We start from the raw sequence: 13,524 nt of genomic DNA on the forward strand, positions 1-13,524 counted from the left end.
CCGAGGGGTCATCAGACCCCGAGGTGGAGAAGAACGCTTCAGCGTTCTTCGACTTTCGACTAGTTCGAAGAGCCTGCAGCTCTTCTCTTTCTCGACCTTCTCATGAAGGTCTCGAATTCATCAGAACTATGAGGAGGTGAGGTGTTGCGAAAAGGTCAAAGCGTTATCGGATCTTCCGACCACCGTGTTCTCAAGAAAAGTGACCGCCCCCGGCCTACCCCTGCTTCTCCGGCGGCTGTGCCTGCACCCTGTTCCTCGGCGGCGCAAAGAACCGGAACCGTACCTGTGACTCCTCGATTTTCCGGGCATGCTCGGGATTGATATCGCGGCGTGCCTCGATCACGAGCCGGTTGAGGATGTTGTGGAGCCTGAGGGTATCGTAGTCCTTGTCCTTGTACTCGTTTAAGAAATCCAGGAGGTTGTTGGTACTCCGGAGCACTCCCGTGCTCCCTACGAGGTTGAGCCGGTTCAGGGTCAGGGCAAGGTTCTTCTTGGCAACATCCATCTTGTACGGATCCCCGCCGGCAAGGTTGAGCTCGGTGATCGCGTTGAGGAGATCGGAATAAATCTTGAACTTGTGCATGCTCTCATGCATCTTTCGTTCGGCGCTGCGGAGTTTCAGTACTGCAACCGCGATGGCGGCTACAATAACGATGACGCCGCAGGTGATAACAATCCAGTCTTCAATCATGGTTATGCCTCTGTTTCACGGATTCCGCTTTGCCGCAGTCACATCCACCTTGACAAGGTTTCCTTTCATCTCGATCTTGTAGGATCCGGTCACGTACATAGGGAACTGCTGGTGCTTCTCATAACTGAATGTACGGCCGAATCCGTAGGTCTCGGCCTGGCCATTGTCCATATTTGTGACCGTCATCTCGAACCAGCAGTACTGCGGGTCGTCATTCAGCGGGAGGACAACGAAATCGATCCCCCATGAGGGATCGTCGATCCTGAACTCTCTTACGATGACATCCTTTTCGGACAGGAATGTGTAACCTTGGGGATCCTGTAGATAATGGGAACCAAGAGAGAACGAAACATGAGGTGTTGCCGTGGAAGTGACAACCGTACCCGGTGTGCCGGTAGGTGCCGACGATGCTGTTGTGCCCTGGCTGCACCCGGCGATCATGACTCCGGAGATTATCAGGACGCAGGCAGCAAGAACATGATACTTCATATGTGTGAATGTTGGAGGATGGGACTATATTTTTTTCCGACCGGTCATCAGACTGGGAGGACGAGAAGAACTGCCCCGCAGTTCTTCGAAGGTCGGCTTATGTCTCCCTTCTCATTTCCTGGATTTGATAACCCTCGAAACTTCGATTTCCAACTGATTCATCAGATCCAGGAACGTTAATCATAAAACAATTGACGACAGGGCTGCACCAATGGTGGGGGGTCGCACAGGTACATAACCATAGTGTTCCCACCCGGACGTTCAGGTTATCTCCGGGATATTTTCTGGCATTTCTCATAACAACAAGCCCGCTGAAAAACAGTATGTACCCACGCGACCCCCCTCAGCCAGATCTCTCCAGGGCACCAGTTTTGTGATAATTCACGACGGCAAATGAATGACACCGGGCACAATACCGATGAGGGGGGGTCGCATGGGTACAGACTTCCTCAGAGGATCCTTCATCCCGCCCGGGCAGATCCTCCTGAGACACCCCGCCTGCCTAAAACAGCGTGTCCTGCCGGGTCGGTTTTCTGATGTGCAGGACCTCGCAGGCAGCATCGCCGACCACATCGCGGTGTTCCGGCACCGAGTAGATCCCAAGGCGCCACTGCTCGCGCCGGGTCATGTTGAGGGTCCGGATCCGGGGCGAGAGCTCCTCGAAATTCGTAACGGCATTCCGGCTCTGCACCCGGACGCCAAGGGACATCTCGCGGGGGATGGGGGGGATGTCCACGAGCACTTCTTCAGCCCGGATCCCTGCCGTCTCCGCGATCTGTGCTGCAAGGTCCCGGGACTTTTCCAGCGTAATCCCGTCCTGCCAGGTCACCGGGTTGATCTGGTCGCTCCCCGCATACACGGCCCGCTTGTACAGGCGCCGTTCGTAAAGCCGGAGCGCGATCCCGCGGGGGACCGGGTTTTCTGAAGTGCGCAGGGAATGCATACAGCCTGCATCATCAAGGCGGAGAAACTGCCGCCGCTCTTCTGCGTTCATACCAGCGCAGTGTTCCAGGGCAGCAAGCTGGAACATGCTCTCACCGATCCTGCTGACATGGTGGTAATAGACCGTAGGCCGCATCAGGGTCCGGGCGATCAGGAGAGACTCTGCGGCATTGATGCCGTTCTCGTCCAGTACGGTACCGTCAGGATACCGGATCAGGTGACGGATGAGACGCTGCGCGTCGACCGTGCCGTAGGGCGCGCCGGTATAGTAGGCATCGCGGAGGAGGTAGTCCATCCGGTCCACATCGAAGTCACCGTGGATGATGCTGGAAAGCGGGTGCTTCCCCTCAACAACCCTCGCCAGTTCCTCCGGGTCCACTCCGGCTTCTGCAAGCACGTTGCTTGTCGTTGCATCGATGACCGGCCGGATCTCGTCATGGGTCCTGTGCAGGTACTCCTCCATCAGCGGCTCGCTCGCATGCGAGTAAGGGCCGTGGCCGATGTCGTGAAGGAGCGCGGCGGAGACAACGAGCCGGTGCTCGTCCTCCGGCAGCTGGAACCTGCGGCAGGCAACATCGGCAAGGAACATGGTCCCGAGGGAATGCTCAAAGCGCGTATGATTGGCCCCGGGATAGACAAGGAACGAGAAGCCAAGCTGATGGACATAGCGGAGGCGCTGGAGTAGCGGGGAATCGAGCAGCCGGAGGGCATAGTCCTCCATCTCGATATAACCGTGGACCGGGTCCTTGATGATCTTGGCGTTCACTAAAGAATCTTCATATACATCGCATAAAAGTATTGAGTAATGATTACGTTCCTGTCGGGCGGGACCGGCACGCCGAAACTGCTGCGGGGCATGCAGAAAGTGATGGACCGGCATGAGATCTCGGTGATCGTGAACACGGCCGAAGACATCTGGATCTCAGGGAACCGCATCTCACCCGATGTGGACACGGTCATGTACCTCTTTGCCGGCATCCTCAACACCGACACCTGGTGGGGGATCCGGAACGACACCTTCACCACCCACGATGAGATCATGAACCTTGGCGTCGACGAATTTATCGGCATCGGTGACCAGGACCGGGCCGTCCACATAGCCCGGGGCGAGATGCTCCGCAGTGGGATGCGGCTGACAAACGTGACGAAGTTTCTCTGCGAGCGCTACGGTGTCCGCGAGAACGTCCTGCCCATGACCGACACGGAGGTGACAACGCAGGTGAAAACCGAGCTTGGCCCGATCCACTTCCAGGAATACTGGGTGAGGGCACGGGGGAAGATCGCGATCCAGGGGGTTATGCGGAGTTTCACCGAACCGCCGGTTGCAACGCCCGAGGCCCTCGAAGCCATCGGGGCAAGCGATGCCATCGTCATCGGCCCTTCCAACCCGATCACGAGCATCTCCCCGGTCCTTGGCTGCGAGGGGATCAAAGAGGCGATCCAGGACAAAGTTGTCCTTGCGGTCAGCCCGTTCATCGGCAATGAGCCGGTCAGCGGCCCGGCAGCCGCCCTGATGCGGGCAGCCGGTTTTGAACCGAACTCTATCGGGACGTTCAACTGTTACGGGGGCCTGACCGATATCTTTGTCCAGGATATCCGCGATCCCGTCGAGGTCAGCCATGCGGTGCGCTTCGACACCCTGATGACGGACGAGGACAAGAGCGTGGCCCTTGCGCGGGAAGTCCTCCGGCTGATAGAGGAGGCCTGATTACGGTCCCTCCCCTGCGCGCCGTAGTGTCCCGGTTTGCAAATCTATATATCGCTCCGCAATAACGGTTAACGTAAGAGGAAAACCGTTTGATCCGGAATCTGCTGATTGTACCGCTGGTTTTTTTGATCCTGCTGGCGGGTTGTGTCTACGAGGCTCCCCGGGAGACGGGGACGATCCAGTTCACATCGTCGCCAACGGGAGCCCAGGTCTATTTTGATTCCCAGTTCCGGGGGACCACACCGGTCTCCCTGACCGGAGTGGAACCCGGAAACCATGCCATCGAGTTCCGGTATCCCGGCTACCAGGGCTGGTCCGAGGTCATACTTGTCTCCCCGGGCAGCAACAATGTCTTTGCCGCCATGATCCCCGCAACTTCAGGTACTTCCACGATACCAGAAGTCGCGACCACCACTGCTCCTGCTGCAATGCCTTCCAGTCCGGTTACCGTGACCATCAAGCCAGGGAAAAACCCGATGCTTGTCGGTGATTCGAATACGTTCACGGGGACCGCTTCCGGCACGAAAAACATTATCGTGACCATCTACGGGTCCGGGATCTATTCCAGCGGGAGCACGTCTCTTCCCAAGGATGTCGATGCTTTTGGCAACTGGGCATATGTCTGGAACCCGGGCAGCAAGATCCTGCCGGGTACCTACCGGGCCACCGCCACCGATCATGACAAGAAGGCCCTCGCCCAGGCAGAGTTCGAGGTTATCGGCAATGGGGAAGTGACCGTTGTTCCCAGCACGTATGCTGCATCACCGGGAAACACCGTCCGGTTCTCCGGCCTCTGCACCACGAATGCTCCCGAAGTAGAACTCGTCCTCTACGGCCCGGACCGGTATGCGGGGGGGATCGGTCTGGGAACTGTCTCAGTGCAGGCAAACGATAACTGGGTCTTTTCCTACACTCTGGACAACACCGTGCCAACCGGCACCTATACCATGAAAGTGTATGACGTCCCAAAGACAACATCGGGTTCTGCCCAGTTCACGGTAGGGTATTCCGGGTAGCCCTGATGCATACTCCCGCATTCTCCCTTTTCCTCAGTTCCGGCCAGGAATGAAAAACAGCGATTTTTCGCGATAGCGGGCAGTATCGCGCAAATCTGGCGAGAAGGCCTACCCGATACCTATTTGAACATTTTCACCTAATATTCGTCTGGAGAAGTTTTATGAGCGTAATGAAAAAATTCCTCAACCTGTTCAAGTCAGGGACAGAGGAGGGTGAAGAGGCGCGCCAGAGATCCCAGAAAGAGCGCTACGAGAACCTCCTGAAAGCCCTGACCGACGGCGACCTCGATGCCCGCTGGGCCGCTGTCCGGTCGGTCGGCGACCTTGGCGAAGCCTTTATTGAGCCACTGATAAAGGGGCTCCAGGACGAGTACTGGATCATCCGCAGGGGCTCTGCTGATACGCTGGGAAAGATCGGGGCACCTGCGGTCAACCCGCTGATCTCGGCGCTGACTGAACCCAGTGACGATGTCCGGCAGGAAACGATCCGGGCCCTTCAGCTGATTGGCGAGCCTTCGGTTGGTCCCCTGGTGCAGGCAGCCAAGAACCCCCACCCGCTGATCCGCAGGGGCGCTGTGCAGGCGCTGGGAATGATGGGAGAGGAACGGGCAGTCCCCGTACTTGCGGAGGCTATAAAGGACGCCGACGCCGGTGTCCGGTACGAGGCTGCCGTTGCCTTTGGCCGCATCAACGACCCCCGCTGCATCCCGCACCTGATCGAGAGCCTGAACGATCCGCAGGAACGGGTGCGGACCGCGGTCATGGCAACCCTCTGCTCTCTCGGGATCCCCGCGATCGACCCCCTCATCCGTGCACTCATCGCCCAGAACGAGGATGTTGGCAGGCGGGCATCCCTGGCCCTCGTGACAATCGGGGAGCCGGCCATTGATCCGCTGATCGCATCGCTGGCCGACCAGAATCCGGGTATCCGCAGGGGTGCAATCGATGCGCTCGGCCAGATCGGCAACACGCGGGCGATCCCGAAGATCATCGAATGCCTCGAAGACGATATCCGGCCTGTCCGGATCGAGGCTGTCAGGGCCCTTGCAGCCCTTGGCGTGCCGGCAATCGCGCCGCTCATGCAGGTCTTCCGCGAAGGCGACAACCGGATCCGCTCCGGTGCCATGGAGGCACTCTGGATGCTCGGCCAGCCGGCAACAACGCCCCTTATCATGGTCTTAAAGGACGAACAGAGCGATGTCCGGAAGCGGGCCGCACTCCTGCTGGGCGAGATCGGCGACCAGAAGGCTGTCGACCACCTGACCGGGCTCCTCTCGGACGAAAACGTTGCCGTCAGGAAAGAGGCGTTCGAAGCCCTCGAGATGATCAAGAAACGAACTGCCCAATAACCCCAATACCCGTTTTTTTCCGTTCGTTCAGACGGTCAGGATGTCTGCACCGTGCGAAAGTTCTTAAAAAAGTTCAGGGCAGTTCCCCTGCCGCTTTCCAGTAATCGTATTCGTGCTTCCAGAGGTCCTTGTTAAAGGATACAAGGCGCTTGAAGTACTCTTTGCGTTCAAAGAGGATCTTCTCCTGTGCGGGATCGGACCACTTCGTCTTTATCGCTTCGGTAAGCTTCTTTCCGAGCGCCTTTGCCTCTTTCTCCGCACCGGTAATGGCATCCGGATCGGCGCCCAGGTGCACGGCAACCTTCCCGACGATCATTGTACCGTAATTGCCAAGGGCCATGTTCATGTAATCCGCAACCTCGTTGGCATAGGAACCCCCGGCCGTGCAGACAGCGCACCCGTACTTGCCGGCAAATGCCTGGCAGTGGACCGTGTCTGCCATCCGGTCGAGCATGGTCTTGAGCTGGGCAGTCACTGCGTTGATATAATTCGGCGATCCGAGGACAATACCGTCCGCGTCTGACATCTTTTCAAGAAGCGCAGGGAAATCGTCGTCATGGATGCACTCTCCTTTTGCATAACAGGTTCCGCATGCAGTGCAGTAGTGGATGTCCAGGGCACAGATATCGACAAACGTAATGTCCGCACCCGCCTGCCGGGCGCCTTCGAGAACCCCCATCACGAGCCGGCGGGTCTGGCTCTTCTCGCCTTTCGGGCTGGAATTGATACCAATGATTTTCATAGTACCACTACAGTAATGATGCTCCCGGCGCGCCATAAAGATGTGTGGTACGGTAAGAATGGCTTGTATCCGTGGCATCACTACGCCAGTTCCATATATCACCGCAGCCCATGATCCAACAGGAATTTCCATGCTTATCCGTGGTATCGCAGATTGCCCCCATAAACGCGTGATCGACCGTTCCGTCCTGTGCGAACTCCTGCATCCCGATAAGGTCAAGGAAGCCGCGGGGCTTGGGTGCAGTGTTGCCCATGCCATTGTGCCGGCCGGAGAGTCCACGTTACCCCATGTCCTGGAGCGGTCGGTGGAGCTTTACTACATCCTTGACGGGGAAGGGGAGATGCATATCGGAAACGAGCAGGCTCACGTGCGGGAGGGGCAGATCGTGTATATTCCCCCGGGTGCCCGCCAGTTCATCCGCAACATAGGCACAGGAGACCTGGTATTCCTCTGTATTGTATCCCCCCGGTGGCAGGCAGAAGATGAACGACTTGTCAGCTAACCTGGCCCGGGCCGGATCCGGCAATCGTTTTTTATAGCGGGACGGTTATCTCTCCATTATGGCGACGGAGTCTCGTACGCCAAAAGAAAGAACCCGCGTCTTCTTCTTCCTGATCCTGTTCGTTGCCGTACTCTGGGCAGTCTTCCTGCTCCATAAAGGGGCGGTACTCCAGTTCGTCTTTTTGTTCGCTTCGCTTGCGGCAATCAACCCGGTCGTCGGCTTCATCGAGATCCGGGAAAGCGGGAAGGACCGCTCCCTCCTGATCTTCTACTGCCTGGTGCTCGTCGCCCTCCTCTGGGCTGCGTTCCTGTCCTATCTCGGAGTTCACCTCTGGGTCAGCCTCTTCATCTTCATCATCGCGGTTGGCCTCCCCCTCATGCTCCGGGCAATGGGCGAAACCCCGGTTCCTTCCGGAACCTGATGGTAATGGGAGAGGCCGCGGGAGGGCAGGGAAATCCTACCTGGGGGTCTGGGACAGGTACAGTAAAAAAAGGAGAAGTCAGGTCCAGTAATTCCTGACAAACAACCGGTTCTTCTGCACCTTCTCCGTAAACAGCTTCAGGAAGAGGGGCACAATGAGGATACAGACAACCGCATTGCCGCCGAACCATACCAGGAACGCATCCAAAAACGAGACTGTTTCGACAAGCGAGAGCGTCGAGATTGCCCATGCTGCCCCGACCAGGTTGTTGATGATCACGCCAAACAGGATGATATAGGTATAGTCCCGGGGATTGGACATGGTCAGGTCAACCTGGAAACTCCGTACCGCAACAAGCGGGATGAGTGCCTGCAGGAGACCGGCCACAGCCCAGACGAGCGCAACATGAGGATTGTGGACCAGGGTATCGGAGACCAGCAGCCCCGAGCCCACGAGAGTCCCGACATAGGAAGCGATTGCACCATACCAGCCAAACCAGAGAGTAAAGAGGACCATGAACGCGATGGCGATATACATCCAGGAGATTACGCCCCCGGCGACCAGCGGAAATACCGTGATGGAGAGCCATGCAAGGAGAGTATCGACGAGTATCAGGATGAACGTGAGAATGACAAAGGAGTAGGTGGGTGGATTCTCTTGTTTCACGAAATTCACCTGTATTCCTTATTGTCCGTACCTTTAAAAAGCATTTATTCTGGATACGGGGTTCCAGGTATCCGGGCGGTGCACGGGTTCCTGCCCGGGAAGGGACCTTCCGGACGTGCATTTATGATGATTTGCGGTGAATAGTAACGGAGATGGATCTGCCGTTTTTGTTTATCGACCTCGTGCTCCATATCGACAAGTACCTCCCCGGTATTATCGAGAGTTATGGCTTCTGGACATACCTGATCCTCTTTGCCATCATCTTCTGCGAGACAGGACTTGTTATCACCCCGTACCTCCCCGGCGACTCGCTCCTCTTTGTTGCCGGTACGCTTGCCGGGGCAGGTTACCTGAACATCGAGGCCCTGATTATCATCCTCCTTGCGGCTGCAATCCTTGGCGATACGGTCAATTACTGGATCGGGCATACTGCCGGCATGAAGGTGCTCGAGAAGAAATACAGCTGTGTCCGTGTCGAACACCTTGAAAAGACCCGCGAGTACTTTGCGAAATATGGCGGCATGACGGTGGTCATCGCCCGCTTCGTCCCCTTTATCCGGACCTTCGCCCCGTTCCTTGCCGGCGTGGGCAAAATGAGCTATCGCTGGTTCCTCACCTACAATATCGTTGGAGCGGTCCTCTGGGTCCTCGCATTCACTCTTGTTGGATTCTTCTTCGGGGGCCTGCCTATTATCAAAGAGAACTTCAGTCTCATCGTGTACCTGATCATCGGGGTCTCGATGCTGGCCGTGGGGTCCATCATTTTCCAGATGCTCCGGCAGTCATCGTGTAATGAGAGGGTTACGGGCCCGGAAGGAAAGAACTAAGGAGAACCGTATAAAAAATCCCGTGCCCGTCCTGTTTTCCACGACAACGCGATCCGCGAGAATACAGAGCAAGGGGCCGGGAGCTCGTTTCATATTCTCAATAAAGGGGGTAAGGGGGGCAGGGATCTGTCCAGACCCCGGTTAATGAATGGTGAGTCCCTCAATGACTGCCGATTCCGGGACATCGAATTCCCGGCCGGTTGCGATAATCCGGTATTTTCCGGTGGCCCTGACGTCATACTCGTTACCAGTTGTCGAATACGGCACAATGAATTCCCCGTCCGTGCTCTCCTGGTAATACGTAAAGGTCCTGCCGGTATTCGTGATCAGGGGTACCGCAATAATCCCGTCTCCCCGAATATGCGCACCCTTCACATATTCGAAGGTCTTGACAAACTTCAGGTCAGCAGAATCCGATGCCAGGCTGTTGGTAGGAGATTCGTGGACAAGGCGGTAGTGCTGCAGCGCAGGTACCGTATCGGCCGGGGAGAGGAGTGAGACACTGATCAGCTTTGCATGGTAGCCGGGCCGGGCCTGGCTGTTGAAGGTCCGGGCCCGTTCAGTGGCATTCGCGGTATCCATCTCTTCTGCATTCACGATGAGCGGGAACGACAGGCCGGTAATGCCCGGGTCGGAATATTCGATATAGAGAATACGCGCCGGCTGCACCATGGAGCCGTCAAGGTTGTGGAGGCGCGATACCATAGTGTGATAGTACAGGGGCGTATAGATGAGCCGGGCCTCTACCATGCCGGACCCTTCAGCCCCGGGAAGGAACAGGTCTTCCATGTAGGGGCTTTCCTTAACCGAGGAGTTGTACCAGGTTGCCATGGCCGGGAATTTCGCGGTATCCATCAGGCTGTCGGTGATGACATAGCGCGTATGCAGGTTGTCAAGGATCCTGCTGGCACCGGACTCCGATGTTGTTACAAAGAACGACGCCGCCCCGTCGGGTCCAGCCACTCCCTGCTGGAACGGGTTGGCGTTCGGGATCCGCTTGGCGATAAACGTGATCATGTGGCCGTAATCCCACCAGGTCATGACACCGTACGACTGTTCAGGATAGGCAAAGGTCTTCTGATCGTATATCTTCAGGTAGTCGACACCCGTATCTGGGGTGTTGTTCCCCAGCCAATCAAGCGATTCCCGCCAGTCGGGGATGAGGTTGTCCCCCCGGGCAGAGACGACCGAGTAATTCGTGGAAACGGAAGAATAGCAGAACAGGGCCGCAACAAGAGCGGTGGCGATAACCAGCCCAATCAGGACCGCGTCCGTTCCGGAGCGTGCTGCGGTACGCTTTTTGGATCCCCGGGAAGATTTCTTCTTTCCCTTGCCGGCTTTCTCCTTCTCAATGCTGGCGGATACTGCCGGGGAATGCTCGGATCTGGTCCGCCGTACAAACGGGGAGATCACCGGCATCCCCTTTTCCACAACGAATGCGACACAGACCGCTGCCATGAGGGCGATGGTGATGGCCAGATAATACTGGTACCGCATATGCTGCCAGGTGGAGATGAGCATGACCAGCGACCAGACAAGGGCAAAGACCTGATGGGGGTGCTCATCGATCCAGTTGTTGTACAGCATCACAAGAACCCCCCCGGCAAACAGGATGAGACCGTAATGGTATGTCAGCCAGGCTTTACCCTCCGACCAGCCCATGGCCTCCTCGACGGTCTCGGTAACCGCCTGCTGCCCGAAGAACTGTTCAACGGCGTTGATGAACATGGAGAAGACTTCGGGTAACAGCAGGGAGAGGAGGACGAGGACCATGCATGCGCACCCCGCAAGGGTGGCCGGGTAATACCACGGGTTTTTTCCTTTGAGGATCCAGGCAAGACCGTACAACACTCCTGTTCCGGCGATCAGGGTGAGATACGCGTAGATATGCCCGATGGAATATGTTGAGAGACCCATTCCCGGGTCTTTCAGCCCGAACAGCAGGAGCCCGGCTATTGCAGTGAGAAAGACCGTCCCGTTGATGACAACGAGATACTCGCTGGTGCGGTTCCGGAAAGCATCAACAACGAACTGGGTGAGCGTGAAAAGGCCGACAATCAGGGCAAACAGGATCATTGTCGGCATAGTGAAGAGGCCGAGGAGATATCCGACCCCGGCAAGACCGGCGAGGCCCGCGGTTTTCCCCCAGGTCTTCACGTCCCGGATATCGATATCTGCACCTTTCGCCGACAGTACCGCACCGGTGTACAGCAGGCAGAAGAGTGTTGAGAAGAACACTTCGGCAATATGGTGGTCGATGTAACCATACATCGAGACGGTGAAGAACTGCCCGGCAATAATGGCAGAGAACCCCGATGCCAGAACACCGGTCTTCCAGTCGCCAAATGCCCTGCCCACATAGTACATCAGGACCACCGTGGCAGCCGCAAGCAATGGGGTCACCAGGAGAGCGGTGCCGATGATCTCCGGGCGTGTTGCCGAACCGGTTACCAGGCAGAAGAGGGCGATGATGGTCGGGAATACCGGTCCCCAGTAGATGCTTGTCCCGAACGGATAGTGGGTCATGGCATCGAACCAGCCATACTGCAGGGAGTTGGCAAGCAGCGACTCCGTCTGACGGAGGTTGTAAAACGGATCGTCCATGGCAACCATCCTGATGAGGTCGCTGTGTCCTATTGAGAGCAGGGGGACGAGCCGGAGCCAGAGCGCGAACAGTGCAAAGAGACCGACTGCCAGTGCTATGAGCACTTGTTGTTTCTTGAGTGCCGGGGGAAAAACCATGGGTTTGCCTTCAGGATAACTGATTGTGCTGCAGGATTATACTTTCTCTTCCCGATCCCCATTTTTCCGCCGGTAATACAGAATTCCGGCCCCGATAACCACGATGGCAATTACTGCTGCTGCCATCACCAGGGGATCGAACGAGAAACCAATAGACCGCGGGCCGGCGGCCATCTCCCCCTTGGGGGCTGCAAGAACGGTCTCGTTCAGCTCGGATTTGACAACTACCTGCTCCCGGGTTTCCCGGAACTCCGGGGGAAGGGCAGCCGGATCCAGGGAGGTATTGGTCGTATTGATCTCGACCGGTGTGAAGAATGGCCCGGCCTTCGCTGGTTCGGCTGCCCCTGCCGGACTCAGGAATGAGAATGCCAGGAACACGAACAGAAAAACAAGAGGCAATTGCCTGCTTATCCCATTGTGCAGTCTCTTTACTTTCATGAAGGAGAATGTGCGAGGGGATCCTGCATTATGTTTGTGGTTTTATACTAGGATCTTCCCGTTGTTATCAGTCGTTATACAGTAAATCGGGCATCGCGGAGAGAGTCAGCCGTCATTAACCGCGAGGTCGTACCGTAACCGGGAAAACCGGAAAAAGAAGAGAGGATAGATATTATACCGGCTGGGCATTCATGCTGGAGGGGATGATATGCCGGATCACCATCTCCGGCACCTGTGTCGATGTTTTGACACTCATATCGAAGTTCGCATTTTTCCCGGTTGAGCCAAGATAGGTGAGGGTGATCTGGAAATCCGTCTCGATGACCGGGAGACCCATCACCGTTACCTTTGCGTGCCCGGGGCCGATGACGCGCTGCTGGCCGACAACGAGTTTCTCCTTTGTTCCGTCAACATCACAGAACAGTTCGTTGTCATAGGAGGCGACAAGGATGCGGCTGTTCCCGATCGTCACCGGTTCGCCATCCGGCAGGGTGACGCGGTAATTCGTCATGTAGGGGAGAGAACTCCCGGTAAGCGATCCCATAACCACAACGGTCAGGGTAAAGACCGCAAGCGTGGCAAGGACAAGGATGAGTACAACGATGCCGACCAGCGCCTTGGTGCCGGTACTCCAGCCCTTCGTGCCCTGCGGCTCCTTGGATTTTTCTGGTTCTGTCATGATTCTTCACATAAGTGGGGTTCTTTGAATAATATATGGGTTATGGAATTTGACTGGTTCGTTAGACCTAGGAGAAGGAGAGGATTCCCGTCAGGAAATGTTCGAGTTCCGAGAGGTTCGAAGAACCTTGAGGAGGAGAAGATTTTACATCAGGAAAATCTTCGAGTTCCGAGAGGTTCGAAGAGCCTTGAGGAGGAGAAGATTTTACATCAGGAAAATCTTCGAGTTCCGAGAGGTTCGAAGAACCTTGAGGAGGAGAAGATTTTACATCAGGAAAATCTTCGAGTTCCGAGAGGTTCGAAGAGCCTTGAG

15 protein-coding genes are annotated in these 13,524 nt (G+C 56.5%); 7 read left to right on the plus strand and 8 right to left on the minus strand.

The features are described 5' to 3' along the window. Window positions 1–214: 214 nt before the first annotated feature. The 3 genes from PHF39_RS03900 to PHF39_RS03910 all read right to left on the minus strand — a co-directional run bounded on the left by PHF39_RS03900 (window position 215) and on the right by PHF39_RS03910 (window position 2,888). Window positions 215–691, minus strand: a complete 477-nt coding sequence (locus PHF39_RS03900) for a hypothetical protein (protein WP_300220381.1) — start codon at window positions 689–691, stop codon at window positions 215–217. A 15-nt stretch (window positions 692–706) separates the two neighbouring features. After that, window positions 707–1,180: a hypothetical protein gene (locus PHF39_RS03905; protein ID WP_300220383.1), complete on the minus strand. Its 474-nt coding sequence runs from the start codon at window positions 1,178–1,180 to the stop codon at window positions 707–709. Window positions 1,181–1,682: 502 nt separating this feature from the next. After that, on the minus strand, window positions 1,683–2,888 hold the full coding sequence (locus tag PHF39_RS03910; RefSeq protein WP_300220385.1) for an HD domain-containing protein: 1,206 nt from the start codon (window positions 2,886–2,888) through the stop codon (window positions 1,683–1,685). 39 nt (window positions 2,889–2,927) lie between these two features. Here PHF39_RS03910 and cofD point away from each other — a divergent pair, with 39 nt between their 5' ends. The 3 genes from cofD (at window position 2,928) to PHF39_RS03925 (ending at window position 6,195) form a co-directional block, all read left to right on the plus strand. Further along, on the plus strand, window positions 2,928–3,830 hold the full coding sequence (cofD, locus tag PHF39_RS03915) for a 2-phospho-L-lactate transferase (RefSeq protein ID WP_300220387.1): 903 nt from the start codon (window positions 2,928–2,930) through the stop codon (window positions 3,828–3,830). Window positions 3,831–3,919: 89 nt separating this feature from the next. Beyond that, the gene (locus PHF39_RS03920) at window positions 3,920–4,846 is read left to right on the plus strand and encodes a PEGA domain-containing protein (protein WP_300220389.1); all 927 of its coding nucleotides are present in this window, start codon (window positions 3,920–3,922) and stop codon (window positions 4,844–4,846) included. A 161-nt stretch (window positions 4,847–5,007) separates the two neighbouring features. Continuing rightward, window positions 5,008–6,195: a HEAT repeat domain-containing protein gene (locus PHF39_RS03925; RefSeq protein WP_300220391.1), complete on the plus strand. Its 1,188-nt coding sequence runs from the start codon at window positions 5,008–5,010 to the stop codon at window positions 6,193–6,195. 73 nt (window positions 6,196–6,268) lie between these two features. Here PHF39_RS03925 and PHF39_RS03930 read toward each other — a convergent pair whose 3' ends face one another. Further along, window positions 6,269–6,937, minus strand: coding sequence for a flavodoxin family protein (locus PHF39_RS03930; RefSeq protein WP_300220393.1), 669 nt, complete (start codon window positions 6,935–6,937; stop codon window positions 6,269–6,271). A 58-nt stretch (window positions 6,938–6,995) separates the two neighbouring features. Between PHF39_RS03930 and PHF39_RS03935 the strand changes: the two genes are divergently transcribed. Beyond that, window positions 6,996–7,439 carry a cupin domain-containing protein gene (locus PHF39_RS03935; RefSeq protein ID WP_300220395.1) on the plus strand — a complete coding sequence of 148 codons (444 nt, stop codon included), beginning with the start codon at window positions 6,996–6,998 and terminating at the stop codon, window positions 7,437–7,439. A gap of 58 nt (window positions 7,440–7,497) precedes the next feature. Beyond that, entirely contained in the window at window positions 7,498–7,860 is a 363-nt protein-coding gene (locus PHF39_RS03940; RefSeq protein ID WP_300220397.1) for a hypothetical protein, read from the plus strand. Window positions 7,861–7,938: 78 nt separating this feature from the next. Here the strand turns inward: PHF39_RS03940 and PHF39_RS03945 are convergent, their stop codons facing one another. Next, complete coding sequence (locus PHF39_RS03945) at window positions 7,939–8,526, minus strand: hypothetical protein (protein ID WP_300220399.1); 588 nt, start codon at window positions 8,524–8,526, stop codon at window positions 7,939–7,941. Window positions 8,527–8,678: 152 nt separating this feature from the next. Here PHF39_RS03945 and PHF39_RS03950 point away from each other — a divergent pair, with 152 nt between their 5' ends. Then, the gene (locus tag PHF39_RS03950) at window positions 8,679–9,353 is read left to right on the plus strand and encodes a VTT domain-containing protein (protein ID WP_300220401.1); all 675 of its coding nucleotides are present in this window, start codon (window positions 8,679–8,681) and stop codon (window positions 9,351–9,353) included. 141 nt (window positions 9,354–9,494) lie between these two features. On the opposite strand, the gene PHF39_RS03955 is transcribed toward PHF39_RS03950, so the two are convergent. The 3 genes from PHF39_RS03955 to PHF39_RS03965 all read right to left on the minus strand — a co-directional run bounded on the left by PHF39_RS03955 (window position 9,495) and on the right by PHF39_RS03965 (window position 13,212). After that, window positions 9,495–12,095 carry an oligosaccharyl transferase, archaeosortase A system-associated gene (locus PHF39_RS03955; protein ID WP_300220402.1) on the minus strand — a complete coding sequence of 867 codons (2,601 nt, stop codon included), beginning with the start codon at window positions 12,093–12,095 and terminating at the stop codon, window positions 9,495–9,497. 36 nt (window positions 12,096–12,131) lie between these two features. Then, window positions 12,132–12,473 carry a hypothetical protein gene (locus PHF39_RS03960; protein WP_300220404.1) on the minus strand — a complete coding sequence of 114 codons (342 nt, stop codon included), beginning with the start codon at window positions 12,471–12,473 and terminating at the stop codon, window positions 12,132–12,134. A gap of 232 nt (window positions 12,474–12,705) precedes the next feature. Beyond that, the gene (locus PHF39_RS03965; protein ID WP_300220406.1) at window positions 12,706–13,212 is read right to left on the minus strand and encodes a hypothetical protein; all 507 of its coding nucleotides are present in this window, start codon (window positions 13,210–13,212) and stop codon (window positions 12,706–12,708) included. Between the two features lie 42 nt (window positions 13,213–13,254). On the opposite strand from PHF39_RS03965, the gene PHF39_RS03970 reads away from it, so the two are divergent. After that, a partial coding sequence (locus tag PHF39_RS03970; RefSeq protein ID WP_300220408.1) for a hypothetical protein occupies window positions 13,255–13,524 on the plus strand: 270 nt, incomplete at its 3' end.

Source organism: Methanoregula sp. (assembly GCF_028712425.1).
Taxonomy (GTDB): Archaea; Halobacteriota; Methanomicrobia; order Methanomicrobiales; family Methanospirillaceae; genus Methanoregula.